A 24456-nucleotide genomic window follows, 5' to 3' on the forward strand; every position below is an offset into this window, starting at 1 on the left:
GGCAATCGGGTTCAACCGCCGACGATGGGTTGAAACAAGAGCACTTGATCGCCGGCTTGCAGCGTGGTGCTGGCCCGCGCTTCGCGGCGCAGGAACTGGCCGTTCAAGGCCGTGCCCACACTCTCGGGCGGGCGCTGCAGCTGGACCAGCAGATCGGCCACGGTGTGGCCGGCAGGCAGTGTCAGGTCTTGCTCGTCGAGGCGGATGGTGATGTGGGTGGCGTTCATGTCGGGGCGGTGCAAGATTCTTCGTGGGCCGCGAGCGAGGCCAGGCCGCAGTGCAGCAAGAGCTGCTGAACCAGGGCGGGCGCCAGCAACCAGCCGTGGCGGTAGAGGCCGTTCAGGCGCAGCAGTCCGGGCTCGGCCAGGCTCAGCGGGCGGTGGTCGGGCAGGGCGGGGCGCAGATTGACATCAAGCCGGGTGATGCGCGCCTCGGCCAGTGCGGGCATGACGCTGTGGGCGGCGGCCATCAGCTCGACGGCGCTTTGCAGGCTGACCGGCGAACGGTCCTCGCTTTCGATCTCGCTGGCGCCCAGCACCAGGCTATCCGGTGTGCGCGGCACGAGGTAGATGCGGTGGCGCGGATGCAGCAAGCGCAGCGGCCGCCGCAGGCCGTGGCCGCTGAGGCTCAGATGCACGACCTCGCCGCGCACGCCACGCAGGCCCGCGACTTGCGGCCGGGCGCCCAGGCCGCGGCAGTCGATGGCCCAGTCCGCGGCGACGCGTGAACCGCTGCTCAGCTGAAGTTCGCCGGCCTGCACAGCCTCCACCGGCGATTGCCAATGCCAACGCACGCCGCGAGCTTGATCGTGCAGCGCGGCCATCAGCCTCGGCGGGTGGATCAAGCCCTCGCGCGGCAGCAGCCAGGCGCGCGGGCCACGCAGGAGGCTGGGCTCCAGGTCCTGCAGCTCGGCTTCGCTCAAGGCCTGCGCCCGGCCGAGCTCGGGGTGCTCACCCAGGCGAGCCAGCACTCGCTCGGCCGCGCCCAGGTCCTGGCGGTGTGAGAGCAGCAGGCTGCCCTGGGTTTGCAGGCAAGACCTGAGCCCCAGCGCCTCGCAGACCTGCGGCCAGAGCTGCAGCGAGCGCCAACCCAGCGCCGCCACCTCGGCCTCGGCCCGGTCCAGCTCGGCCAGGGGGCTGAGCATGCCTGCGGCGGTGAAGGCGGCGGCGCCCTGGCCGTCGAAGTGCGGTTCGGGGCCGGGGCCGGCCTCGAAGACCTGCACGGCGTGGCCGGCGCGGCTCAGCGCCCAGGCGAACAGGCGCCCGGCCAGGCCGGCGCCCGCGATGGCGATCTGCAGGCCCATCTCAGACGGGCTGGATGGGGATGTAGATCTCGCTGCCCTGGGCCTTGAACTCGGCGCTCTTGGCGGCCATGCCGGCCTCGGCTTCCAGCTGAGCGGAGTACTCGCGCACGTCCTGCGTGATCTTCATCGAGCAGAACTTGGGGCCGCACATGGAGCAGAAATGCGCGACCTTGGCGCTGTCCTTGGGCAGGGTTTCGTCGTGGAAATCGCGTGCGGTTTCGGGGTCCAGGCCGAGGTTGAACTGGTCTTGCCAGCGGAACTCGAAGCGCGCCTTGGACAGCGCGTCATCGCGGGCGCGGGCGCCTGGGTGGCCCTTGGCAATGTCGGCCGCATGGGCTGCGATCTTGTAGGCCATCAGGCCGGCTTTCACATCGTCGCGGTTGGGCAGGCCCAGGTGTTCCTTGGGCGTGACGTAGCAGAGCATGGCACAGCCGAACCAGCCGATCATGGCCGCGCCGATGCCGCTGGTGATGTGGTCGTAGCCTGGGGCGATGTCCGTGGTCAGGGGCCCTAGCGTGTAGAAGGGCGCTTCGTCGCAATGCTTGAGCTGCTCGGTCATATTGGCCTGGATCATGTGCATGGGCACATGGCCGGGGCCTTCGATCATGGTTTGCACATCATGCTTCCAGGCGATCTTGGTCAGCTCGCCCAGCGTGCGCAGTTCGGCAAACTGGGCCTCGTCATTGGCGTCCGAGAGGCTGCCCGGGCGCAGGCCGTCGCCCAGCGAGAAGCTGACGTCGTAGGCCTTCATGATCTCGCAGATCTCTTCGAAGTGCGTGTAGAGGAAGTTCTCCTGGTGGTGGGCGATGCACCACTTGGCCAGGATGGAGCCGCCGCGCGAGACGATGCCGGTGCGGCGCTTGACCGTCATCGGGATGAAGGGCAGGCGCACGCCGGCGTGGATGGTGAAGTAGTCCACGCCTTGCTCGGCCTGCTCGATCAGGGTGTCGCGGAACAGCGCCCAGGTCAGGTCTTCGGCCACGCCGCCGACCTTCTCCAGCGCCTGGTAGATGGGCACGGTGCCGATGGGCACGGGGCTGTTGCGGATGATCCAGTCGCGCGTGGTGTGGATGTTGCGGCCGGTGGAGAGGTCCATCACCGTGTCGGCGCCCCAGCGCGTGCTCCAGACCAGCTTTTCCACTTCCTCCTCGATGGAGGAGGTGACGGCCGAGTTGCCGATATTGGCGTTGACCTTCACCAGGAAGTTGCGGCCGATGATCATCGGTTCCAGCTCGGTGTGGTTGATATTGGCCGGGATGATGGCGCGGCCTCGCGCCACCTCTTCGCGCACGAACTCGGGCGTGATGATGCGCGGGATGGCCGCACCCATGGGCGTGCCGGCCAGGCGGGCTTCGCGCTCGGCATCGGCCTCGTACTCGCGCATCCATTCATGGCGCTGGTTCTCGCGGATGGCGATGTACTCCATCTCGGGCGTGACGATGCCGCGGCGGGCGTAGTGCAGCTGGGTGACATTGAAGCCAGCCTTGGCGCGGCGTGGCGTGCGGCGCAGGCCGGCGCTCAGGGCCAGCAAGGCCTCTTGCTGTGCGCTTTCACGCAGGCCGTCGTCCATCAGCTGGATGGCGCGGCCGGCGTAGGGCTCGGTGTCTTGCCGCGCCTCGACCCAGGCGGCGCGGGGCGTGGGCAGACCTTGCTTCACATCGATCGTGGCGTTGGCATCGGTGTAGGGGCCGGAGGCGTCGTAGACCGTGACCGTCTCGCCATTCGTGAGTGCGATGGCGCGCATGGGCACGCGCAGCTCGGGGTGTTGCTGGCCGGCGAGATAGATCTTGCTGGAGCCGGGCAGGGGCGTGCGGGTCAGCTCCAGGCTGGTGTTGAGGCTGTCGCTGGCGCTGGCTGTTTGCAGGCCGGGGTCGGTGATGCTGTTCATGGGGATGCATTCCTCGCTGTGCTGGTGGGGCTGCGAGGGCTGGCATCGAAACGGCGGAGGCCTGGCACAAGGGCGGGCGCGACCGGCAGCGTTGGCGCTTTCGCTTCAACGGCGCTGGGATGGAGGGAGCCCAGGACGAGCGTCGGGTCAGGGTGTCGCAGCGGCGGTGAGGGCGGATCGGGGGCCACCTTTGAGGCGTGGTCTCGTTCGCGTTCACTGCGGCTGGCCCTGGTGCGATGCATGTCCAGGGCCCGCACCCCAGGCGGGGGTCGGGCTCTTCTTACGCCGGTATCAACCGGATCAAGTTCAGCGGGTCCGTGGCTTCCACCACATCTCAGCCCGGTGCATCGTGAACGACTGCACAACAGGGCCCCCCGGAGCGTGTCCGCAGTATATCCACATTAGGTTGGGCTCTCTGGACTGCGGGCAAACCCGAGCAAGGGAGGCCCTGGGCCTTCCCTAAACTCCCGCCTGCCGCGACCAGCGGTTTCGCTGACCCCCCCCAACACAATTTCAAGGAGCACAGCATGTGTCGAAGCAAGCGCCGGGCCTTGAGTCTGGTGGGTGTGGCCGTAACCCTGGCCACGACATTGAGCACCAGCCCTCTGGCGCAAGCCCAAGGCACTGAAGCCGGCAAGGCCGATGCCGGCAAAAGCAGCACCAGCAACAAGGCGGAAATGACTCCGGCCGAGCGCGCGCAGCGCGATGCCGACAAGGTCTTCCAATGGATCCGCCTGCATGCTGACAAGCCGGGCGCCAAGCCGACCATCATCTTGCCGGGTCAGGGGGCGGCCGCAGCACCGGCGCCGGTGGCGGCCAAAGCCGCCAGTAATCGCACGCCTGAGCGCAATGGTGGAAGCGATGTGGCATCGGCCAAACGCGCGGGCACGCCGGCCGACCGCAAAGGCATCACCGAAACCGTGACCGATATCGTGCCCGAGCGTGGCGCCGCCACGCAGACCGCGGCAGCCCCGTCACAGCTCAATGAACCGGCCCCGGAGCCCACCCGCCTGGCTGCCGCCAGTTTGAGCGCCACGTCGGTTCCGCCGACTCTGCCCGAGACCCTGGCTGCACCGCCGGCCTCCGCCTCGCCCGCCTTCGCCGAACCCCCGGCGCCGCCACTTGAAACCCCGCTCAAGGCCATCAAGATGGTCGAGCCCGAGTTCCCTCGGCAGCTGCAATCGACCCTGCGCTCGGGCTCGGTACAGGTGCGTTTCACCGTCAACCCGGATGGCACGGTGGGCCGTGCCGAAGCGATCCAGACCACCCATCGTCGGCTCAGCCCCGCCGCGCTGGAAGCTGTCAACCAATGGCGTTTCGAGCCCATTGCCAAGGCTCGTGAGGCGACGGTGGAGTTGGTGTTCCGCCTGGAGTGATCCGGTTCGCCGTTGCGCTGGCGCTGGTTGCTGGAGGGGGGGCGTTGTTTGTTTGATTGCGAAAATAGCCATGTAGCGCTTGATCGACCCGGCGGCGCGTAAAATCGGTGCTTCCCCAGCCTTTTGGCGACCCACCCGATCATGGAAGACCTGCCACTTGCCGCATTGACCCAGGTTGCGGCCTATTTCCAGGCCTTGTCTGAGCCCACGCGCTTGCAGATCCTCAATCTGCTGCGGCAGCAGGAGCGCAAGGTGGGTGAGTTGGCCGAGTTGTGTGGCTTCAGCATCGCCAACATCTCGCGCCACCTGAGCCTGCTGCAGCAGCAAGGTCTGGTGGAGCGAGAGAGCCGCGGTACCAGTGCTTACTACCGCATCGCCGATCCGGCGGTCTATCAGCTCTGCGATCTGGTCTGCGGCAGCATTGCCCAGAGCAATGCGCGTGCCGCCAAGATCAACGCGGCCTTTGTTCAGAACCGCTGACATATCCCGTTACAAAAACGGCACTCGTTTGCAGGTGGTTTCACGGGCTTGCGGCGTTGACGCGGCCTGCGCTTTGACGGAACCTCGCTTTCTTTTGTCGGGCCCGTGAACGATTGCGCTTCGAAGCCGGGGCGTCGTGATGGGCCCTTTTGAGGGAGAAGCGGTATGAGCAAGCGAAACAGCTGGGTCCTGAAACCTTTGGCCGTCGGCCTGATGGTCTGGGCCTGTGGGCCGCTGGCGGCGCAGACGGCGCCCTCCAGTTCGTATGCCAGCCTGGTCGTGTTCGGTGACAGCCTGGCCGACAGCGGCAACAACGCCCGTCTGGTCGGGGCGGACCCAGGGCAGTTGATCAGCGGGGATGCCTATTTCGCGTCCCGCCCCTTTGCCTCGGGTCGTTACAGCAATGGGCCGGTCTGGGCCGAGCGCTTCGCCGATCGGCTGGGCCTCAGCGCCCAGGCCTCGCAGCTGGGCGGCAGCAACTTTGCTTACGGCGGGGGGGCCTCCGGGCAGGACGGCTCGGGGACGCCCATCCCTGGCTTCCCTTTCAGCATGCGCACACAGCTGGACCAGTATCTGGCCACGCTGCCCCTGAGTGGCAGCACCGCGCCCGCGCAATCCTTGTTTGTGCTGTCGGGGGGCGCCGTCAATGTGAGCCAAGCCATGGAGGCGGCGGCCATGAACCCGGCTGCCGCCGCCGCAATTGTGGATGCCGCTGCGCGCAGCTTTGCCGAGGACATCGGCGCCATGGTCGACACCTTGCAAGCGGCCGGCGCACAGCACATCCTGGTGCTCAATGTGGCCGACTTCGGCCTCACACCGCGTGCACAGAGCCATGGCGCGCCGGTGGCCGCACTCGGTTCCTGGGCCGCGAATGCCATGAATCTTTCTCTGGCCCAGCGGCTCACCGGGGAGGCCGGCGTGCAGGTGTTTGATCTTTTCGGCACCTTGGGTCGGGTGGTGGCCCAGCCTTCGGCGTATGGGCTCAGCAATGTCAGCCATGCCTGTGGCGCTGCACACAACGGCTGTGATCCGGCCACCGCCCTGTTCTACGACGGCCAGCACCCCACCGCCTTCGGCCACCAGCTGATTGCCGATCAGGTGTATGCGGCGGCCGTGCCCGAGCCGGCATCGGCGGCGCTGCTCTTGGCGGGCCTGGCCGGCGTGCTGACCCTTGCGAGCCGGCGGCGGCGCATGGAGGCGGCCGGCGCCTGATCAGCGGCGCGGGTCGGGCGCCTGTCCCGGGCATTGCGCCATGCGTGCGACCAGGGCTTCGAGAAACACCCGCGTGCGCAGCGGCATCAGCCGCCGCTCGGGGAAGACCGCCCAGCAGGTGACGTCCGGCAACTGCCAGTCCGGCAGCACGTGCTGCAACTGCCCGCTGGCCAGCCAAGGGCCGGCGAAATGGTTGCCCACGGCTGTGATGCCCACGCCGGCGCAGGCCAGGCGCAGCAGCATGTCGGGCGCGTTGACCAGGCTGCGCCGGGCGGGCGTGCCGCTCCAGCTTTCTTCGCTGCCGTCGGGGCGAAGGCGTTGCAGGCGCCAGGGCGGGGCCTCACCCGCGCGGTTCAGAATCATCAAGCCATGCTGGTCGAGCAAGTCTTCGGGTTGTCGTGGTTCGCCATGGGCCTGCAGATAGCTCGGCGAGGCATAGAGCCCGTTGCTGAACACGGCCAGGCGGCGCGCGGCCAGCTGGCTGTCGGCCGGCAGCTCGCCGATGCGAACGGCCAGGTCAAAGCCCTCGGCGATCAGGTCCACGCGACGCGGCGACAGGTCCAGCATCAGCGTGATGTCGGGGTAGCGCAGGGTGAAATCCGCCAGCATGTCACCAAAGGCATGGTGGGCCAGATCGGCCGGCATGGACACGCGCAGCCGGCCGCTGGGCCGCAGCTGGCGCTGCGAGGCCAGGGCCAGGGCGCCATCGACCTCGGCGCTCAGCGCGCGCGCATGCTCCAGCACGCCGGCGCCGAATTCGGTCAGCGCCAGGCGCCGGGTGCTGCGCTGCAGCAGCTTTTCGCCCAGGCGCTGTTCGAGCGCGGCGATGCGCCGTGACACGCTGGATTTGGGCAGCTGCACCCGCTCGGCAGCGCGGCTGAAGCTGCCGCTGTCCATCACGCGGGCAAACAGCAGCAGGTCGTCGGCGTCGGGGCTCATGGGTGGAGGATGTCTTTGGATTGATGCTTTGGTGGAACAATCTTATCCAGATCGATGGCTTCTGTCGCTCGGGAGTTCTCAATACAGTGAGCCCATCGCTTCACCACGGGGTGCAGCGCAACCGGCTCCTTGAGAGGAATCCACCATGAGCGACATCAGCAACACCTCCACCACCCGCATCCTGCAAATCAACTCCAGCGCCCGCCGCGTCGTCGAGGGTCAAGGCTCCGTCTCCACCCGCCTGGCCCAGGAACTGGTGGCCCGCCTGCAGACCCAGCATCCGGCCAGCGCGCTGACCGTGCGTGACCTGGCCCTGCAGCCGCATCCGGTGCTCGACGAAGCGGCCCTGCAAGCCCTGTTCACCCCCGCCGAGCAGCGCAGCGCCGAGCAGGCCGCCCGCGTCGCTCTGGACGATGCCCTGATCGCCGAGGTGCAAGCCGCCGATGTGCTGGTGATCGGCTCGCCCATGATCAACTTTGGCGTCAGCGCCCAGCTGAAGAACTGGATCGATGCCATCTCGCGCGCCCGCGTCACGTTTCAATACACCGCCAACGGCCCCGAAGGCCTGCTGAAGAACAAGAAGGTCTATGTCGTGCTGTCGCGCGGTGGCATCCATCGTGACCAGCCCAGCGACACGGTTGTGCCCTATCTGCGCAATGTGCTGGCCTTCCTCGGCATGACCGATGTGCAGTTCATCTACGCCGAAGGTCTGGCCATGGGCCCCGAGGCCGAAGCCGCCGGCTGGGCCGCAGCACGCGAGCAGATCGACGAAGCCCTCGCTACCATCGCCTGAGCGCGATCCAGCCCCAAGCCCACCCACTTCGAAGACTTCAGAAAGGTCGTCCCCGATGAGCAGCCCGTCCCCTGTTCGCCAACCCGTCCACAGCCCTCGTGCGGTGGAGCGCCTGGTCGTCGGCCAGGCCACCAGCGATGGGGCTGGCGTCAAGCTCACCCGGGTGCTGACGCAGGACCTGCAGCGCCGGCTCGACCCCTTTCTGATGCTCGATGCTTTTGGCTCGGACCAGGCCGACGACTACATCGCCGGCTTCCCCAACCACCCGCACCGCGGTTTTGAAACCGTCACCTACATGCTCGAAGGCCGCATGCGCCACCGTGACTCCGCCGGCAACGAGGGCTTGCTCGGCAACGGCGGGGTGCAATGGATGACGGCCGGTCGCGGCGTCATCCACAGCGAGCTGCCCGAGCAGGAAGAGGGGCGCATGGAGGGCTTCCAGCTCTGGCTCAACCTGCCCAGCCACGACAAGATGCGCGCGCCCTGGTACCGCGACATCCCCACGGCCGAGATCCCTGAGTTCCAGACCGAGGCGGGCGTCACCGTGCGCGTGATCGCAGGCAGCAGCCACGGCGTGAGCGGTGCCATGCAGCGCGAACACACCGAGCCGCTCTACCTGGACCTGCACCTGCCTGCCGGCGCCCGTTTCGAGCAGGACTTGCCCGAGGGACATAACGCCTTTGTGTATGTGTACCGTGGCGCGCTGGAGTTCCCGGGCGGCTGCCGTGTGCCGGCCCAGCGCATGGCCATTCTGGCCAACACGCCGGGCAGCGATGGGCTGGTCTTGCAGGCGGCAGCGGATGCGCCCAGCCGCGCCATCCTGATCGCCGGCCGGCCGCTGCGCGAGCCGATCGCCCAGCACGGCCCCTTCGTGATGAACACGCACGAGGAGTTGGTGCAGGCGGTGCGCGATTACCAGGCCGGCGTGCTGGCCTGACGCCGGCTCAGGGCTGGCTGCTGGCCTCGCCAGCACCCGCCGCCTTGGTCTGCGGTGCGGCCAGGGCGGCGTTGATGTCGGCGGCGATCGCGTCGAGCGAGCTCTCGCTGTAGCCGCGGTAGAGGCGGATGATGCGGCCGTCGCGGCCGATGATCAGCATGTGCGGGATGCCTTGCACCCCGAAGGCCTGCTGGGCCTGCTTGTCGGGGTCGTAAATCATTTGCAGCTTGAAATCTCGGAGCGCGCGCTTGGCCTTGCGGAAGACATCGCGCGCCTCGGTGTTCACCGCGATCACTTGCAGGCGCTCAGGGCCGACCAGGTTCTGGATGTTCTCCAGCACCGGCAGCTCTTTCAGGCAATAGCCGCACCAGGTGGCCCAGAAAGTCAGCACCACGGCGCGGCCGGCGTACTGGCTCAGCAGGATGGTGTCGCCGTCGAGGTTTTTGCCGACGGCGTCGGGCGGCAGGTCGCCAGCGCCCGGTACCCCGGGCTTGGCCTGTGCCAGCGGGGCGGCCATCAGGGCCAGGCACAGCGGCAGGGTGACAGCGGCGCGGCCTGCGTGCCGCGCCCAGGTACGGCTTCGACTGACGAAGGCCCGGAGATGGTGGTGGTGTGCAGCCATTCAACGGCCCTGGATGAAGCGCTCGAACGCGGGGATGCGGAAGTCCTTGGGGTACTCGTCACGGGTGCGCAGGGCGAAGCGCACTGCGATCTCACCGTCGACCGGGCGGTTGTTGATGCGCTGGGCATCAAAGGCCCAGCCCTCGAAGGAGGCCTTGGCAAAGCGGCGCACCGATTCCGGCATGCCCGGCAGCATCTGCACCTCGATCTTCTGGCACTGGCCTTCCGGGCTGACATGGCAGGTGGCTTGCACGCCGCCCTCCCAGCCTGCTTGCTGGCTGACATCCTTCGGATAGCTGGCCATGTATCGCTTGACCGGCAAAGGCGCCACCGCCGAGCCGAGGAATTGCACCTGGCTGTTCGCCTCGGGGCTGCTGGCCGGCAGCAGCAGGTAGTTCAAGCGCACGCCGGTGCGAAAGGTGGCCGGCGAGCCATCGCTGTCCTGCACCGGCTGGATGCGTGCGGCTTGCAGCTGGCGCTTGACCAGCTCAGCAAAAGGCGTGGGCAGCACGGTCTCGTCGGGCAGGTGGAAAGCCAGATTGCGCCCGTCGGGGCCGAACAGCACATCGGCCCAGACTTCGTAGCGCTGTCCGGTGCTGGTGCTGCTGGCCGCCGAGCTTGGCGCCGCATCCTGGGCCCGAGCGGCACCAGCGGCGAGCAGCAGATGCGTACAAAGCAGGCTGCTCAACAGGGGACTCAAGACCGTGCACGCGAAGGCGCGGCGGCGAGGTGAATTCAGGACGGGCATGGCGGTGGGCGGCTGGCGGCGGAGTCAGCGCATATTCTGCGTCAGCCCGATTCCAGTTTGAGTCCAGCGCGTGGCCGATTCGCCTCACCCTGAAGTGGGGACGGTGCTCACAAGAGCATGGTTCGCAGCGAATCGAACTGCCAGCGCAGGAAGCGGCCCAGGCCGACCACGTCCGGGAAGATGCTGCTGGCGGTGATCTGGTGGTGCTCGGCCAGGAACTGCAGGGCCCGGCTTTTGCAAGCGGCGGTGATGGTGACGCGGCCGAAGTGCGGCTGCACCTCGAAACCGCTTGCGGCATTCAGCTTTTGCCGTTCCAGATCGAGCGTGCGGATCAGTTGGGCGTGATCCGAAAACACCTCGCTGGCCACCGTGTGATGGCCAAGTTGGGTGCGCATGCGCGGCGAGATCTTCGGGTCCAGCTCCACCAGGGCCGGCACCCCGGGCTGGTAGAGGTAGGCTGGCTCGGCAGGGGGTTGCGGGCTGGCATCGAGCAGGGCACTCCAGCGCCCATCCTGGTTGCGCTGCTCGATGAAGATGTTGCGGTCGTAGAACCAGAGCTCGGCGTCCTCGCCCGGGTCGCTGGCGCAGGCGAAGTAGAGCGAAGTCCAGTAGCTGGCGCTCCAGTCCAGCAGGCGTGTCGGGATCTCGTAGTGCTGCATGACGCTGAGGCAGCGCAGGGTGTGGAAGGCATCGATCTGCTGGGTGTTGGGCATGTCGCCATGGCGATCTGGCAGCTTGGCGTAGTGATCGCGAAAGGCCTGCACCAGATGCCGCTCGATCAGCTCGGCCGTGGCGCTGGACGGGCGGGTGAACTGGCGCTGGAACGAGGGCTGCAAGCTGCCGAAGGGCCGCGACTGGCCGCGGTAGGCCCAGACGCGGCCTTGGCTGCGGTGGGTTTCGAACAGGTCGATCAGTTCCGCCACGGCCGTGATGGGGGCGGGCGCCGTGATGGCTTGCAGTTCCTGGGCGTCGAGTTTCATGGGGGCAGGGTCTCCGGCCGGGCGATGCGCACCCGCAGCCGGCAGCATGCCTTCAGACCCGGCGGCTGCCGAGCTGAACATTCACCAAGCCCTGTCCCTGAAAGAGGGCTCAGGTGAACCCGCCCGCCGGCAGGTGGCGAATCGTCAGCGGCGTGCCTCGCTGCCGGTCGGCCGCCATCGCCGCAGCAGCAAGGCATTGCTGACCACCGACACGCTGGAAAACGCCATGGCCGCACCGGCCAACACCGGGTTCAGCAAACCGAAGGCCGCGAGCGGAATGCCGACGGCGTTGTAGGCGAAGGCCCAGAACAGGTTCTGGCGGATCTTGGCGTAGGTCCGGCGCGAGATGGCGATGGCATCGGCCACCAGGGCCGGGTCGCCGCGCATCAGGGTGATGCCGGCCGCGGCCATGGCCACCTCGGTGCCGCTGGACATGGCCAGGCCCACATCGGCCGCGGCCAGGGCCGGCGCGTCATTGATGCCGTCGCCCACCATGGCGACACGGCGCGGCTCACCTTGCGGGCCGGTCTTGAGCGCGCTGACGATGCGCGCCTTGTCCTGCGGCAGCACTTCGGCATGGACTTCATCGATGCCCAGCTGGCGGGCCACGGCAGCGGCCGCGCCACGGTTGTCGCCGCTGATCAGGGCGGTCTGCACGCCCATGGCGTGCAGGCGATCGACCGCCTGCCGCGCGCTGGGCTTGAGCCGGTCGCCAAAGGCCAGCAGGCCCAGCAGCTGAGGGCTTTCTTCGTTGCCGCGACCCAGGGCGGCCAGCCAGGACAGGCTGTGGCCCTGCGCCTGCAGCGCCTCCGCACGGGCTTGCAAGGGGCTCAGGTCCAGGCCCAGCTCCTGCATGAAACGGCTGCTGCCCAGGCGCAGCTCGCGCGCCTGGCCTTGCCAATCGACCTCGGCGGCCACGCCGCGGCCGGCCACGGCGCGCATCTCGCGTGCCGTCGGGATGGGCAGTTCGGGGCTCTCTGCGGCGGCCTCACGCACGGCGCGGGCCAGGGGGTGTTCGCTGCCTGCCTGTACGGCCGCGGCCAGGGCCAGCAAGTCGGCATGGCCTTCGTGGGCCTGCAGGCGAGGGCGGCCCTCGGTCAGGGTGCCGGTCTTGTCGAAGGCCACCAGGTTCAGACCGTGCGCCAGCTCCAAGGCTTGTGCGTCCTTGATCAGGATGCCGTGGCGTGCCGCCACGCCGGTGCCGGCCATGATGGCCGTGGGTGTGGCCAGGCCGAGCGCGCAAGGGCAGGCAATCACCAGCACCGAGACGGCATGCAGCAGGGCGGGCTCCCATTGCCCCGAGCCCAGCCCCCAGCCCAGCAGGGTCAGCAGGGCGAGCAGCAGCACCACGGGCACGAAGACGGCGCTGACCTGGTCGACCAGGCGCTGGATCGGCGCCTTGTGGCCTTGTGCGTCTTCCACCATGCGGGCGATGCGGGCCAGCGTCGATTCGGCACCCAGCGCGGTGCAGCGCAGGCGCAGCAGGCCTTCGCCGTTGACGGCGCCGCCGGTCAGATGATCGCCGGCCTGCTTGGCCACCGGCAGGCTCTCGCCCGTGATCAGCGATTCATCGACCTGGCTGCGGCCTTCCAGCACCAGGCCATCCACCGGGATGCGCTCGCCCGGCCGCACCAGCACCTCGTCGCCCAGATGCAGTTGCTCAAGCGGCAGCTCTTGCTCGCGACCCTCGCGCAGCACGCGGGCGCTCTGCGGCTGCAGGGCCTGCAGGGCCCGGATGGCCTCGGTGGTCTGTCGCTTGGCCCGTGCCTCCAGCCATTTGCCCAGCAGCACCAGGCAGATGACCACGGCCGCTGATTCGAAATACAAGGCCATGCTCATCGGCCCATGGGCCCAGAGCTCGTAGAGCGACAAACCAAACGCGGCGCTGGTGCCCAGGGCCACCAGCAGGTCCATATTGCCGCTGCCGGCGCGCAGCGCGGCCCAGCCGGCTTTGTAAAAGCGTGCGCCCAGCCAGAACTGCACCGGCGCCGCCAGGGCCAGCTGCCCGTAGCCATTCAGCATCCAGTGCTGGCCGAACAGCATGCCCAGCATGGGCAGCACCAGGGGCGCGCACAGCAGGGCCGCAATCAGCACCGGCCAGGCGCTTTGGGCCCAGGGTGTCGTTGCCGCTGACGCTGCTGCGCCGGAACCGCTCTCGTCCAGCTTTCGCGCGCCATAACCGGCTTTCTCCACAGCCTGGATCAGGACGCGCGCCTCCAGGCCGGCCAGGGTGCGCAGCGTCGCCGTCTCGGTGGCCAGATTGACCTCGGCGGAGATCACGCCGGGAATCTTGCCCAGCGCGCGCTCGACCCGCCCGCTGCACGAGGCGCAGGTCATGCCCTCGATCTTCAGCCGCAGCGCCTGCTCGCGCAGCGGATAGCCCGCCTGCGCCAGGACCACAGCCAGCGGCGCCAGCGCCACCGCGCCCTCGATCAGGGCCGTTTCCGTGGCGAGATTGACCTCGGCCCGGCTCACCCCTGGCTGCTTGATCAATAGCTTCTCCACCCGCGCAACGCAGGACGCGCAACTCATGCCGGACAAAGGCAGGCGCAGAGCTGAAAGAGTGGGTGAAAGAGAGGTCGGTATCGCTGTCATGGTTCCAGTGTCGCCCCAAGCGCCATGGCTTGTCCTAGACTTGCGGCAAGTTCTTTGCTGCCTTGATTCCACCCATGCTTGAATTCACCCTTCCCGATATGAGTTGCGGCCATTGCGTCGCCGCGATCACTCAAGCCTTGGCGGCAGCCGATCCTCAAGCGCGGCTGCAGTTCGACCTGCCCCAGCATCGGCTGGCGGTCGATGGAGGGCAGCTCGATGAGGCCGCGCTGGCGGCAGCCTTGCGTGAGGCGGGCTACCCGCCGGCTTGACGGCCGGCGAGTTGGTGCTGCTTGGGCTTGATCGCGAGGATCAGGCTCTGGGCCAGAACCTGATGTGCGATCTGCGGCGCGGCCTCAGCCTGTCTTCTTGACGACCAGCAGCGCCGGGTCGATCGGCAGCTGGCGCAGGCGCACGCCGGTGGCGGCGAAGATGGCATTGGCCACGGCCGGTGCCAGCGGCGGCGTGCCGGGCTCGCCGATGCCGCCGGGCGCTTCCTGGCTGGCCACCAGATGCACCTCGATCTTGGGCATCTCGCTCAGGCGCAGCACCGGGTAGTCGTGGAAGTTGCTCTGCTCGACCCGGCCATCCTTGTGCGTGATCTTGCCGTAGAGCGCCGCCGAGAGGCCGTAACAGATGGCGCTCTCGACCTGGTGCTGGATGGTCAGCGGGTTGACCGTCTGGCCGCAGTCCACCGCGGCCAACACGCGGTGCACCTTGGGCACACCGTCCTTGCCCACCGAGACCTCCGCCACCTCGGCGACAAAGCTGCCAAAGCTCTCGGCCGCGGCAATGCCGCGGTACACACCCTTGGCCGGCTTCTTGCCCCAGCCGGCCTTGGCCGCGGCCAGGCGCAGCACCGCTTGCAGACGCGGCTGCTTGCTCAGCGCAGCCAGGCGGAACTGCAGCGGGTCGGCGCCGGCCGCGTGGGCCATCTCGTCGATGAAGCTCTCCAGGAAGAAGGCGTTCTGCGAATGCCCCACCGAGCGCCAGAACCAGACCTGCGGGCCCGGCTCGGCGCGGCCGTAGGCGATGCGCAGATTGGCGATGTCGTAGGGCTGGTCGGCCAGGCCCTCGACGGCCATGGAGTCGACGCCGTTCTCGGGGATCTTCATGAAGCCCGAGGCCGCCATGATGGAGGGCGAGCCCACATCGGCGCGCAGCATGGTGGGCCGCCCTTGGGCGTCCAGCGCGCCTTCGAACTGCACCACCGAGGCAGGGCGGTAGAAGCCGGCGGCCATGTCGTCGGCGCGGTCGTAGATCAGCTTGACCGGCCGGCCGCTGATCTTGGACAACAGGGTCGCGGCAATGGTCACATCATGGGCAAAGCGCCGGCCGAAGCCGCCGCCCAGCAAGCTGGTGTTGACCTTGACATTGGCCTGCGGCACGCCGGCCACCTGGGCCACCACCATTTGTGTCGGCCCGGAGCCTTGGGTGCCGGTCCAGACCTCGGCCCGGTCGGCCTGCACCCAGGCCAGGCAGTTGAGCGGCTCCATGCAGGCATGGGCCAGGTAGGGCACCTCGTAGCGCGCGCTCAAGGTCTTGGCCGCCTGGGCGGAGGCGTCCTTGAGATTGCCCTGGTCCACGGCCACGGCCGAGGCCTGCTCTGCGCCTTGCTGTAGCAGGGCGCTGACCTGGGATGCAGACAGCGCCGCCTGCTCGGGCTTGGCACTCAGATCCCATTCCAGCTTGAGGGCCTGGCGGCCTTGCTGGGCAGACCAGTAGCCCTGGGCCAGCACGGCCACGCCAAAAGGTAGGGTGATGACCTGCACCACGCCCTTGACGGCGCGCGCTGCGGCCTCGTCCATGCGCCTGGGTTTGGCGCCCTCGAAGGGCGCGCGCGACAGCACGGCGATCACCATGCCCTCGACCTGGGCGTCGATGCCGTAGCGGGCCGTGCCATTGGTCTTGGCCGGGGTGTCGAGGCGGCGGGTGGGGCGGCCCAAAATCTTGAAGTCGGCCGAGGCCTTGAGCTTGGGGGCGCTGGGCACGGCTTGCTGAGAGGCGGCGGCGACCAGGGCGCCGTAGGCCACTTTCTGCCCGGCTGGGCCCAGCACATGGCCGCGCTCGGTGCGCAGCTGGGCGGCAGGCAGCTGCCACTGGGCCGCGGCGGCGGCCACCAGCATCTCGCGTGCGGCGGCGCCGGCCTGGCGCAGCGGGGTCCAGTGCGCGCGCACGGTCGTGCTGCCGCCGGTGGCCTGCATGCCGAACATGGGGTTGTTGTAGCGGCCATCGGCCGGCGCCTGCTCGACGCCGACCAGGCGCCAATCGGCATCGAGCTCTTCGGCCAGCAGCATGGGGATGGCGGTGAGCACGCCCTGGCCCATTTCCGAGCTGCCGCACAGCACGGTGACGCGGTTGTCCGGCGTCAGGCGCAGCCAGGCGTGGGGGGCGAAAGTGTTGCTGACCTGGGCCTGCGCCTGGCGCGGGCTCAGCGGCAGGGCGAAGCCGATGCTGAGAGCGGCGGCGCTGCCGACGCCGGCTTGCAGCAGCTGGCGGCGGTTCAGCGTGGGGCTCAGCGTGGGGCTCAGCGAGCTGGGGTGGCGTGCGTCCATCTCAGGCTCCCTTCTGGCTCAGCGTGGCCGAGGCGTCATGGATGGCGGCCCGGATCTGGTTGTAGGTGCCGCAGCGGCAGATATTGCCGCTCATGGCCTGATCGATGTCGGCATCGTTGGGCTTTTTCTTGGCGGCCAGCAGGGCGCAGGCGCTCATGATCTGGCCGCTCTGGCAGTAGCCGCATTGCGGCACATCGAGCTTGACCCAGGAGGCCTGCACCGCCCGACCGGTCTTGCTGGCACCGACCCCTTCGATGGTGGTGATCTTCTTGCCGGCCGCGGCCGACAGCGGGGTCGAGCAGGCGCGCACCGGCTGGCCGTCCAGGTGCACGGTGCAGGCGCCGCACAGGGCCATGCCGCAGCCGAACTTGGTGCCGGTCAGGCGCAAGTCCTCGCGCAGCGCCCACAGCAGGGGCATGTCGGGGTCGGCGTCGAGTGAGGTGGCCTGGCCGTTCACGGTCAGCGGGATGCTCATGGGCGTCTCCTGGGGTGGGGAGGATGGCAAAAATGGGGCGAGGGTCGGGGGACGAATGCAGCCGGTCGGTGGTCGCCGAGCGCTGCACCGCGCCGCACGCAGCTTACACAGACTGGGCTGTTTCTGCAGGGCCTGGTGTTTTCGCCGGGGCGCTGCATGTCCGCCCTGGGACGAAACCCCGGGCCGCTGCCACCAAGCCCGCCGGTGTGGCCGCGGCCATCCTCTACAGTTGCCCGATCTGCGATCTTCCGACCCGCTGTTTGGCCTGAGGCTGTTTCGTCCAAGCTCGCTTCGCTCCCTCCCTCCTTCCTGCCTCGCGGTCGCCTGCCCTCACACGACCCTCGTCGCGCCCGGACTCCATCGATGTCAGCTCCCCTGCCGCTCCCGCTGATCCCGCCACAGGCTGAGGCCGAAGCGGCTGCGCGCAGCCCCGCGGCCAAGGGCGTGCGCTCGCTGATCTGGGCCTTGCTGGCCTGGTCGGGGGTGGGCTTGCTGATGGGGGCCACGCTGTATGCGGATGCCGCCCGCCGTGGTGCGGGCGGCGGATCTCCTTGGCAGGGCCTGCTGGATTCGCTCGGCGCCTTGAGCCTGATGGCGCTCTACACCTGGCTGCTGCATCTGTGCATCGAGCGCTGGCCCCAGCGCTGGAGCCAGCCCCGCCAACTGGCCGGCCTCTACCTGCTTTGCGTCGGTGTGATGGTGCCGCTGGCCATCACGGCCAAGGTGGTGGTGGTGATGTGGCGGCTGGATCGCCCCTGGGGCCGACTCCTGGCCAATCTGGGGCGTCAGGAGGGGGTGCTCTGGTGGTTTGAGTTCATGGTGGTCACGGGCACGTTTGCGGCCGTGGTCGGCCTGAGCGCCTGGCAGCGCAGCCGTCGGCGAGAGCGCGACTGGGCCCTCGCCCAGAGCGACAACCTGCGTCTGCGCCTGACCCTGCTGCAAGGTCAGCTGGAGCCCCATTTTCTGTTCAACACCTTGAACGGTGTGTCATCGCTGGTGCGTGCCGGTGAGCGCGGCCAGGCCTTGTCGGCGCTGAGTCGGGTCAGCGAATTGTTGCGTTATGCGCTGCGCGTCAGCCGCCTGGATTGGGTGACGGTGCAGGACGAGCTCGATTTCGTGCGCGACTACCTGGCCTTGCAAAGCCTTCGCTTTGGTGCCGGCTTGCGCCTGAGCTGGCAGCTCGATGAGGCCACGGGCTGGGATCTGGTCGCCTGCCCGCCCTTGCTTTTGCAGCCTCTGGTCGAGAACGCCATCCGCCACGGTCTGGAGGCCAGCGGCGGCGCAGGCCGGGTGCACTTCGCCTTGCATCGCCAGGGTGAGCGCTGGCATCTGCGCATCGAGAACGCGCGCGGCGAAGCCAGCACGCCGAGCGCCGGTCATGGCCTGGGCTTGAGTGCCACACGCGAGCGCCTGGCCATGCTGTACGGGCCGGCGGCGCAGTTGCACACGCGGATTGAGGCCGATGCCGATGCCGACGCTGAAGCCGACGGCACGGGCGAGCGGTTTGTGTTGGAGATGAGCCTGCCCTGGCGCGATGCGAGTGAAGATGTGGAACGCACTGATCGTTGATGACGAGGCGCTGGCGCGCAGCAATTTGCAGCTGGCCCTGGCCGAACACCCGGACTGGCGCTGTGTGGGTGCTTGTGCCAGCGCCGCCGAGGCGCGTGTGGCTCTGGCCCAGCGCGAGGTCGATCTGCTGCTGCTGGACATCCAGATGCCGCGGCAGAACGGCCTGGCCTTTGCAGCCGAGCTGGCGCAGCAGCCGGGGGCGCCTCTGGTGGTGTTTGTCACTGCGTACGACGAGCATGCGTTGAGCGCTTTCGATGTGTTCGCGCTGGACTACCTGCTCAAGCCATTCGACGACCAGCGCTTCGCGGCCATGTTGGGCCGGGCGGAGCAGATGCTGGGCCTCAAGCAGGGCGCGGCTTTGCAGGCCGAGGCCTTGCAGGCCTTTGTGCGCGAGCAGCACAGCCGTGCGGCCGGCACCGGCCTGCCCGAACTGCCGTTCCTGACGGTACGCTCGGTGGGACTGGTCGAGCGCATCGCCGTGGCCGAGATCGAGTGGATCGCGGCCGCGGGGAATTATGTGGAGCTGCATCTGCAGTCGCCCTCGGCGGGTGTGCCCGGGCGCATGGTGCTGCATCGCTCGACCCTGTCGGCCCTGGAGGCGCGCCTGCCGCAAGGGCAGTTTCTGCGCGTTCATCGCACGGCCCTGGTGCGCCCCAAGGCCTTTGCCAGCCTGGCGGTCACCGGCGACAGCACCTATGCCCTGAGCTTGTGCAGCGGCGAGCAGGTGCCGGTCAGCGAGCGTTTCGTCAAGGAGGTGCGGGCGCACTTTGATTGAGGCGGGGCCGGGCATGCGGGCAGACCCTCTTGCCGCGCGTGGCTGCCCAACCTAACGTGGCGCTCCTTCGCACTCCGGCGCGAGGCCGGCTGCCGGCCTCGCCGATCCGCCATGTCTGTTCAGCTTCCCCTGCTTCCCGTGCCCAGCTTGCGCCAGGCCCTGTGGGTCCTGCGCCTGGGCATCCCGGCCTTGTTCATGGCCCATGCCGTGACGCGCATTTTCAACGGCACGATTCCGCGCTTCGCGACCTACCTTTCCCAGTTCAGCTTCCTGCCTGAACCGCTGCTCTGGGTCTGGCTGATCACGGCCACCGAGATCATCGCTGGCAGCTGCCTGATCTTGGGGATCGCCGTCCGCTGGGCTGCCGCCGCCCTGGCCGTGATCGCCCTCGGTGGCATCGACTTGATCCATATGCACCGCGGCTGGTTTGTCGGCGAGCATGGTTCGGGCGGCGTGGAGTACAGCGTCTGCCTCTTGCTGGGTCTGTTGGTGCTGGCGGCGGCGGACCGGGAGCGAGTCTGGCGCGCCCGCTGAGGCCGGACGTGCGGCTGCCGCTGCTGCTGCCGCTGCCTCGCTGGGCCCTGGCGCTCGGCCTTCTGCTTCTGCCTCTGCTTCTGCAGCACCTGGGGCAGGCACCCGTTCGCATGTTCGGGCAGGGCTTGCTCTATGTGCTGCTGGCCTTGGGGCTCAATGTGGTGGTCGGCTTCGCCGGCCTGCTGGACCTGGGATTTGTGGCCTTCTATGCCCTCGGCGCCTATGTGGTGGCGCTCGCCGCCTCGCCTCATCTGTTCGAGCATTTCGCCTGGGTGAGGGCTTGTTTTCCGGCCGGCATGCACGCGCCCTGGTGGCTGCTGCTGCCGGCGGGCGCCATCTTGGCTGCGGGCTTGGGCTGCCTGCTGGGTGCGCCCACCTTGGGTCTGCGTGGCGACTATCTGGCCGTGGTGACCTTGGCGTTTGGCGAACTCATCCGGCTTTTGCTCAACAACCTCGGCCACCCGGTCAATCTGACCAACGGCGCGCGCGGCATCAGCCAGATCGACGATCCTCACATCGCCGGATTGAATTTCGGCCAGCCCCTGGATTTGTTCGCGGGGCTGTGGCTGGCCCCGGTGACCTTGCATGCCTATCTGTTTCTGGCTTTGGTACTGCTGGCGGTCTTGATCAGTCGGCGTCTGGGAGATTCGCGGCTGGGCCGGGCCTGGAAGGCCTTGCGCGAGGATGAGATGGCGGCCCAGGCCATGGGTTTGAACACCCCCCGGCTCAAGCTCATGGCCTTTGCCGTGGGCGCCAGTTTGGGTGGTGTGGCTGGCTGCCTGTTCGCCGGGTTTCAGGGCTATGTCTCGCCCGAGTCCTTCAGCCTGCAGGAGTCGGTGCTGATCGTGGCCATGGTGGTGCTGGGCGGCTCGGGTCATGTGCCGGGCGTGGTGCTGGGTGCGCTGCTGCTGTCGGTCTTGCCCGAGGCCTTGCGTTACCTGACCGGGCCGCTGCAGGCCTGGAGCGATGGCCGCCTCGATGCGCCCATCCTGCGCCAGCTGCTGGTGGCCGTGGTGATGGTGGGGGTGATGTTGTGGCGGCCCAGGGGCTTGTGGCCGGGGAAGGGGTGAGGAAGACATTTCTGCCTTCATCGAGGCTGTCTCAGCCCGGGCGCTGGCAGGCGCCCGGTCCTTCCGAGGGCGTCAGGAAGGCCTCAAGGCCTTCCTTCGGTCCCACCTCAGCCAGGGCGCTGGTAGGCGCCCAGTCCTTCGACAGGCGTCGGACAGGCCGCAGGGCCTGTCCTCGGTTCTGTCTCAGCCAAGCTGCTTGCAAGCAGCTTGGCCTAAGTATGTCGTCGAGAAGGCCTCAAGGCCTTCTCTCGGCACGTCTCAGCCTGGGCGCTGGCAGGCGCCCAGTCCTTCCGAGGGCGTCAGGAAGGCCTCAAGGCCTTCTTTCGGTCCCACTTCAGAACTTCACGTCGTAGGAGACGGTGAGCTTGACGGCGCGGGCGGCGGCGGTGGCGAGGGTGCCGTTGGCCACCGCGTCCACGGCCACCGAGTTGGGCACATTGCGGTCTTCGCGCACGGTGATGGCTTGCTGCCGGTTCAGTACATTGAACACATCGACTTTCAGGCCCAGTCCTTTGAGCGCGCGCGGCTGGTAGCTGAGGTTCAGATCCAGGCGCTGTTCCATGGGCAGATTGCCGAGGGCGCCGCGTGGCGAGATCTGGCCCTCGCAGTAGTGGAAGCGGTACGACGGTGAGCCCGCGCCCTGCCCCGGGGCGGTTGTGAAATTGTTCAGGCAGCTGATGGGACGACCCGAGGCCAAGATCGCGGCGCCGCCGATGGTCCACTCGTCGTTGAGCTGATAGAAGCCGTAGGCCTTGAGCTGATGGGTGCGGTGGTTGGCCAGGGGGCCGTAGGCGCCGATCATCACGTCGCCGTTGTCCCAGGTCTGGGTGGCCGACACATCGGTCTGCGCCACATCCGACAGCGTCTGCCCTTCGGTGTTGCCGTAGTTGCGCGACCAGGTGTAGTTGACCTTGCCGTACCAGCCATTGCGCAGCGCGTGTTCCAGGAACAGGTCCAGGGCCACATAGCTGCGCTTGGCCTTGGGCAGGCCCATCTCTTCCGGCGACAGGCTCACGCGGTGGTATTTCTTGCCGTCGCCAGCGAAGTCCACATCCAGATCAACCTTCTCGCCCGGGTTGACCGAGGCGCAGTTGAAGCCGGGGTAGTGCGAGTTGTCCACACCATTGGCCACGGCCCAGGCGTCGATCGGCGTCTGGTCGCAGTAGTCGTCGATGGTCGAGCGCAGCTTGCGGTAGGTCAGGCGGGCACCGAAGGCCAGGTCCTTCTGCAGCGCCTTCTCGAAACCGAGGACGATCTCGTCCTGGTAGGTCGGCTTCAGATTCGTGGCGGTGATCTGGCGCACGTCCTTGCGCTGACCCAGCTCGTTATTGGCCGAGCGGGGCTCGGAGACCTGGTTCAGGCCGGTCGGTGCACCGGTCGTCGGGTCGATGCCGGTGTAGCCGAAGATCTGGCTGGTGCCGGTGGAAGGGCTGGCGCCACGCACGGCGAGATGGGTCGGGATCTGGATGAAGTAGCGGCCGGCCGAAGCGAAGAGCTTGAGCGAGCCGTCGCCGTTCACATCGAAGGCAGCGGCCAGGCGCGGCGCGATCTGGTTCTTCTGGTCGATGAACTTCTCGTTGAAGTGATTGCGGTTGTTGTAGTCCTCCTTGCGGATGCCGGCCGTCAGCAGCAGCTGTTTGTTGACCTGCCAGCGGTCTTCCAGATACAGCGCAGATTGGTCCGAGTATGCGTCGGTCAGGTCGTTGAACAGGGTTCGCAAGACATAGAAGCCCTGCTTTTGCAGCGCGGTCGGCGCCGGGCCGCCGGTCAGCAGGTCGAAGGTCTTGCCGGCCAGGCGCACTGCGCTGGGGTTCGAGGCCTTGCGGAATGCCCAGGTGCCCCCGCCGGCGGTGAAGTCACCCGCGGCTGTGGAGGCCAGCTTGTTGTCGTCGATGCCGGCGCGCAGGGAATGGCGGCCCAGCTGGTACTCGATGTCGATGCGCTTGCTCTTGATGGTGTCACGTGCGTCCTTGCCGCTCATCAAGGAGCCCACCAGCGGGTTGGGGTTGAAGTAGTTCAGCCCGGGTGCCTGGGTGCCAGCCGGGAACTGTACGCCGAACAAGGCCTTGGCCGGGTCATAGATGTCGGCGCCGGCGATGCCGTTGCTGTGCTTGACGCGGCTTTCGCCGACCAGGGCCGTCACGGTCAGATCCGGCGTGAGGTAGCCGGTGTACTTCAGGATGTTGACGTCGCCGCCATCGGGGGTCTCACCGGCAATGTTCTTGTAGTTCAGGGTGATGGGCGCGCCGGCCACGCGGCTGAGGGTGCTGTAGTCATAGCCCGAGTAGCTGCTGTCGCGGGTGGAGTTGTCGCGGATGGCGCTCAGCTCCAGGCGGTGTTCGTCGCTGAGGTTCCAGTCCAGCTTGGAGAACAGGCGCTGGCTGCGGTCCTTGTCCTCGGTCCAGCCCCACTTGAGCACCGAGGCGTTGTCGGTCGACAGATTGTTCATGCGCACGCGGCTGTTCTTGCTGTCGTTCTGCTGGGCCGCGATGAAGAGGAAGAGTTTGTCCTTGATCAGCGGGCCACCGACATAGGCGCCCACTTCGGTCTTGCTCAGTCGGTCATCGGCGCGGAAGCGGCGCAGCTTGCCGTCGGTCGCGGCGTTCACCGCCGCGCCGGTCATCGGGTAGTCCAGGTTCACGCTCTTGCCGCGCAGCCCTGCCGGCTCGGTGCTGAACATCACGCCGCCTTCCCACTGGTTGCTGCCGCTCTTGGTGATGATGTTGACCACGCCGCCCACCGAGCGGCCGAACTCGGCGCCCATGCCGCCGGTCAGCACCTGCAGTTCCTGGATGGCACCGAAGGGCAGCTCGCTCGCGCCCAGCTGGGTGAGAGGGTTGGTGACCGGGAAGCCATTGATGTAGGAGGCGTTTTCCGAGGCCGCGCCGCCGGCGAAGCTGGAGCCGCCCGAATAGCGGCTGTCGGCCGCCGTGGTGTTGGGGGCCAGCAGCACGACGGCGGTGACGTTTTTGGCCACCGGCAAGGCGGCCAGCTTCTCGGCCGAGAAGCTGGTGCTGCTGCTGGTCTTGGTCACGTCGATGACCTTGCGCGTGCCGGTCACCAGCACCGCCTCCAGGGTGTTGCCGGCGCTGGTGAAGCTGATCTCCTGGTTCTGGCTGGCCGAGAGCTCGATGTCATCCCGGGTTTCGATCACCTTGCCATCACGCAGCAGCTGCAGCCGGTAGCTGCCCGGTGGCACCGAGGCGAAGTTGAAGCGGCCGTTGGCATCACCGGGCACGCTGCGCTTGACGCCCGTGGCCTTGTTCTCGAGCTGGATCAGGGTGCCCGGTGCAGCGCTGACCGTGCCGTAGATGGAGCCGGCGGTGTTGGACTGTGCCTGTGCCGGCGTGGGCACGCTGAGCATCAGCACCGTGCTGCCGAAGGCCAGGGCTAGCGCGCGAGCCAGATGGGTTTTCTTGACCATGGTTCATTCCCCCGAATAGTTTGGAAGTGGGTTGGAGTGCTTGCTGCCGGAGGCGATCGCTTGGAGATCGCCTCCACCGCTCCATGTCCGACCGGCTTTGCGGCCAGGGGCAGGGCGGTGCCGCGACTCTAAAAATCGGGGCATCCAGGGCCGAAGTCCTGGGATCAAGTGCCGACCTGCTGCCG

The 24456-nt window shown here is 67.9% G+C and carries 21 protein-coding genes and 1 riboswitch; of the genes, 10 read left to right on the forward strand and 11 right to left on the reverse strand.

Features of this window, described 5'->3' with window-relative positions; translation table 11 throughout:
* Window positions 1-11 precede the first annotated feature (11 nt).
* From thiS to thiC, 3 genes are read right to left on the reverse strand one after another with little or no spacing between them, the layout of a single operon-like run.
* Complete coding sequence (thiS, locus tag AC1Q6P_RS09595) at window positions 12-227, reverse strand: sulfur carrier protein ThiS (protein WP_492663714.1); 216 nt, start codon at window positions 225-227, stop codon at window positions 12-14.
* On the reverse strand, window positions 224-1303 hold the full coding sequence (locus AC1Q6P_RS09600; RefSeq protein ID WP_492663715.1) for an FAD-dependent oxidoreductase: 1080 nt from the start codon (window positions 1301-1303) through the stop codon (window positions 224-226). Before AC1Q6P_RS09600 ends, thiS begins: the two co-directional genes overlap by 4 nt.
* Before the next feature lies 1 nt (window position 1304).
* Window positions 1305-3191, reverse strand: coding sequence for a phosphomethylpyrimidine synthase ThiC (thiC, locus tag AC1Q6P_RS09605; RefSeq protein ID WP_271010441.1), 1887 nt, complete (start codon window positions 3189-3191; stop codon window positions 1305-1307).
* 260 nt (window positions 3192-3451) lie between these two features.
* Window positions 3452-3578, reverse strand: a riboswitch (TPP riboswitch).
* Between the two features lie 140 nt (window positions 3579-3718).
* On the opposite strand from thiC, the gene AC1Q6P_RS09610 reads away from it, so the two are divergent.
* The 3 genes from AC1Q6P_RS09610 to AC1Q6P_RS09620 all read left to right on the forward strand — a co-directional run bounded on the left by AC1Q6P_RS09610 (window position 3719) and on the right by AC1Q6P_RS09620 (window position 6259).
* Window positions 3719-4567: an energy transducer TonB gene (locus tag AC1Q6P_RS09610; RefSeq protein ID WP_492663716.1), complete on the forward strand. Its 849-nt coding sequence runs from the start codon at window positions 3719-3721 to the stop codon at window positions 4565-4567.
* 141 nt (window positions 4568-4708) lie between these two features.
* Window positions 4709-5047, forward strand: a complete 339-nt coding sequence (locus tag AC1Q6P_RS09615; RefSeq protein WP_102766092.1) for an ArsR/SmtB family transcription factor — start codon at window positions 4709-4711, stop codon at window positions 5045-5047.
* Window positions 5048-5212: 165 nt separating this feature from the next.
* Window positions 5213-6259: an SGNH/GDSL hydrolase family protein gene (locus AC1Q6P_RS09620; RefSeq protein WP_492663717.1), complete on the forward strand. Its 1047-nt coding sequence runs from the start codon at window positions 5213-5215 to the stop codon at window positions 6257-6259.
* Here the strand turns inward: AC1Q6P_RS09620 and AC1Q6P_RS09625 are convergent, their stop codons facing one another.
* The gene (locus AC1Q6P_RS09625) at window positions 6260-7198 is read right to left on the reverse strand and encodes a LysR family transcriptional regulator (protein WP_492663718.1); all 939 of its coding nucleotides are present in this window, start codon (window positions 7196-7198) and stop codon (window positions 6260-6262) included.
* Between the two features lie 145 nt (window positions 7199-7343).
* Between AC1Q6P_RS09625 and AC1Q6P_RS09630 the strand changes: the two genes are divergently transcribed.
* Together AC1Q6P_RS09630 and AC1Q6P_RS09635 are read left to right on the forward strand one after the other, a co-directional pair.
* A complete protein-coding gene (locus AC1Q6P_RS09630; protein ID WP_492663719.1) occupies window positions 7344-7991 on the forward strand; it encodes an FMN-dependent NADH-azoreductase in 648 nt (215 codons plus the stop codon).
* A 55-nt stretch (window positions 7992-8046) separates the two neighbouring features.
* Entirely contained in the window at window positions 8047-8928 is an 882-nt protein-coding gene (locus AC1Q6P_RS09635) for a pirin family protein (RefSeq protein ID WP_492663720.1), read from the forward strand.
* Between the two features lie 7 nt (window positions 8929-8935).
* On the opposite strand, the gene AC1Q6P_RS09640 is transcribed toward AC1Q6P_RS09635, so the two are convergent.
* From AC1Q6P_RS09640 to AC1Q6P_RS09655, 4 genes are all read right to left on the reverse strand, one after another.
* Window positions 8936-9550, reverse strand: coding sequence for a TlpA disulfide reductase family protein (locus AC1Q6P_RS09640; RefSeq protein WP_492663721.1), 615 nt, complete (start codon window positions 9548-9550; stop codon window positions 8936-8938).
* Window positions 9551-10237, reverse strand: a complete 687-nt coding sequence (locus AC1Q6P_RS09645; RefSeq protein ID WP_492663722.1) for a hypothetical protein — start codon at window positions 10235-10237, stop codon at window positions 9551-9553.
* A 167-nt stretch (window positions 10238-10404) separates the two neighbouring features.
* Window positions 10405-11277, reverse strand: coding sequence for an FRG domain-containing protein (locus AC1Q6P_RS09650; protein WP_492663723.1), 873 nt, complete (start codon window positions 11275-11277; stop codon window positions 10405-10407).
* 144 nt (window positions 11278-11421) lie between these two features.
* Window positions 11422-13872: a heavy metal translocating P-type ATPase gene (locus AC1Q6P_RS09655; protein WP_492663724.1), complete on the reverse strand. Its 2451-nt coding sequence runs from the start codon at window positions 13870-13872 to the stop codon at window positions 11422-11424.
* Between the two features lie 74 nt (window positions 13873-13946).
* Between AC1Q6P_RS09655 and AC1Q6P_RS09660 the strand changes: the two genes are divergently transcribed.
* A complete protein-coding gene (locus AC1Q6P_RS09660; RefSeq protein WP_171827726.1) occupies window positions 13947-14141 on the forward strand; it encodes a cation transporter in 195 nt (64 codons plus the stop codon).
* A gap of 84 nt (window positions 14142-14225) precedes the next feature.
* Here the strand turns inward: AC1Q6P_RS09660 and AC1Q6P_RS09665 are convergent, their stop codons facing one another.
* A complete protein-coding gene (locus tag AC1Q6P_RS09665; protein WP_492663725.1) occupies window positions 14226-16424 on the reverse strand; it encodes a xanthine dehydrogenase family protein molybdopterin-binding subunit in 2199 nt (732 codons plus the stop codon).
* Between the two features lies 1 nt (window position 16425).
* Complete coding sequence (locus AC1Q6P_RS09670) at window positions 16426-16899, reverse strand: (2Fe-2S)-binding protein (RefSeq protein ID WP_171827724.1); 474 nt, start codon at window positions 16897-16899, stop codon at window positions 16426-16428.
* A gap of 363 nt (window positions 16900-17262) precedes the next feature.
* Here AC1Q6P_RS09670 and AC1Q6P_RS09675 point away from each other — a divergent pair, with 363 nt between their 5' ends.
* The 4 genes from AC1Q6P_RS09675 (at window position 17263) to AC1Q6P_RS09690 (ending at window position 20847) form a co-directional block, all read left to right on the forward strand.
* On the forward strand, window positions 17263-18468 hold the full coding sequence (locus AC1Q6P_RS09675; protein WP_492663726.1) for a sensor histidine kinase: 1206 nt from the start codon (window positions 17263-17265) through the stop codon (window positions 18466-18468).
* Window positions 18434-19243: a LytR/AlgR family response regulator transcription factor gene (locus tag AC1Q6P_RS09680; RefSeq protein ID WP_492703159.1), complete on the forward strand. Its 810-nt coding sequence runs from the start codon at window positions 18434-18436 to the stop codon at window positions 19241-19243. Before AC1Q6P_RS09675 ends, AC1Q6P_RS09680 begins: the two co-directional genes overlap by 35 nt.
* Before the next feature lie 111 nt (window positions 19244-19354).
* Window positions 19355-19777 carry a DoxX family protein gene (locus tag AC1Q6P_RS09685; RefSeq protein ID WP_492663728.1) on the forward strand — a complete coding sequence of 141 codons (423 nt, stop codon included), beginning with the start codon at window positions 19355-19357 and terminating at the stop codon, window positions 19775-19777.
* An 8-nt stretch (window positions 19778-19785) separates the two neighbouring features.
* On the forward strand, window positions 19786-20847 hold the full coding sequence (locus AC1Q6P_RS09690) for a branched-chain amino acid ABC transporter permease (RefSeq protein ID WP_492663729.1): 1062 nt from the start codon (window positions 19786-19788) through the stop codon (window positions 20845-20847).
* A gap of 334 nt (window positions 20848-21181) precedes the next feature.
* On the opposite strand, the gene AC1Q6P_RS09695 is transcribed toward AC1Q6P_RS09690, so the two are convergent.
* The gene (locus AC1Q6P_RS09695; protein ID WP_492663730.1) at window positions 21182-24271 is read right to left on the reverse strand and encodes a TonB-dependent receptor; all 3090 of its coding nucleotides are present in this window, start codon (window positions 24269-24271) and stop codon (window positions 21182-21184) included.
* Between the last annotated feature and the right edge of the window lie 185 nt (window positions 24272-24456).

Source organism: Roseateles sp. GW835-FHT13E02, assembly GCF_058794035.1.

Coding starts and splice junctions, on each gene's coding strand:
- thiS (WP_492663714.1), bottom strand. CDS start 227: ATGAACGCCACCCACATCACCATCCGCCTCGACGAGCAAGACCTGACA.
- AC1Q6P_RS09600 (WP_492663715.1), bottom strand. CDS start 1,303: ATGGGCCTGCAGATCGCCATCGCGGGCGCCGGCCTGGCCGGGCGCCTG.
- thiC (WP_271010441.1), bottom strand. CDS start 3,191: ATGAACAGCATCACCGACCCCGGCCTGCAAACAGCCAGCGCCAGCGAC.
- AC1Q6P_RS09610 (WP_492663716.1), top strand. CDS start 3,719: ATGTGTCGAAGCAAGCGCCGGGCCTTGAGTCTGGTGGGTGTGGCCGTA.
- AC1Q6P_RS09615 (WP_102766092.1), top strand. CDS start 4,709: ATGGAAGACCTGCCACTTGCCGCATTGACCCAGGTTGCGGCCTATTTC.
- AC1Q6P_RS09620 (WP_492663717.1), top strand. CDS start 5,213: ATGAGCAAGCGAAACAGCTGGGTCCTGAAACCTTTGGCCGTCGGCCTG.
- AC1Q6P_RS09625 (WP_492663718.1), bottom strand. CDS start 7,198: ATGAGCCCCGACGCCGACGACCTGCTGCTGTTTGCCCGCGTGATGGAC.
- AC1Q6P_RS09630 (WP_492663719.1), top strand. CDS start 7,344: ATGAGCGACATCAGCAACACCTCCACCACCCGCATCCTGCAAATCAAC.
- AC1Q6P_RS09635 (WP_492663720.1), top strand. CDS start 8,047: ATGAGCAGCCCGTCCCCTGTTCGCCAACCCGTCCACAGCCCTCGTGCG.
- AC1Q6P_RS09640 (WP_492663721.1), bottom strand. CDS start 9,550: ATGGCTGCACACCACCACCATCTCCGGGCCTTCGTCAGTCGAAGCCGT.
- AC1Q6P_RS09650 (WP_492663723.1), bottom strand. CDS start 11,277: ATGAAACTCGACGCCCAGGAACTGCAAGCCATCACGGCGCCCGCCCCC.
- AC1Q6P_RS09655 (WP_492663724.1), bottom strand. CDS start 13,872: ATGACAGCGATACCGACCTCTCTTTCACCCACTCTTTCAGCTCTGCGC.
- AC1Q6P_RS09660 (WP_171827726.1), top strand. CDS start 13,947: ATGCTTGAATTCACCCTTCCCGATATGAGTTGCGGCCATTGCGTCGCC.
- AC1Q6P_RS09665 (WP_492663725.1), bottom strand. CDS start 16,424: ATGGACGCACGCCACCCCAGCTCGCTGAGCCCCACGCTGAGCCCCACG.
- AC1Q6P_RS09670 (WP_171827724.1), bottom strand. CDS start 16,899: ATGAGCATCCCGCTGACCGTGAACGGCCAGGCCACCTCACTCGACGCC.
- AC1Q6P_RS09675 (WP_492663726.1), top strand. CDS start 17,263: ATGTCAGCTCCCCTGCCGCTCCCGCTGATCCCGCCACAGGCTGAGGCC.
- AC1Q6P_RS09680 (WP_492703159.1), top strand. CDS start 18,434: ATGCGAGTGAAGATGTGGAACGCACTGATCGTTGATGACGAGGCGCTG.
- AC1Q6P_RS09685 (WP_492663728.1), top strand. CDS start 19,355: ATGTCTGTTCAGCTTCCCCTGCTTCCCGTGCCCAGCTTGCGCCAGGCC.
- AC1Q6P_RS09695 (WP_492663730.1), bottom strand. CDS start 24,271: ATGGTCAAGAAAACCCATCTGGCTCGCGCGCTAGCCCTGGCCTTCGGC.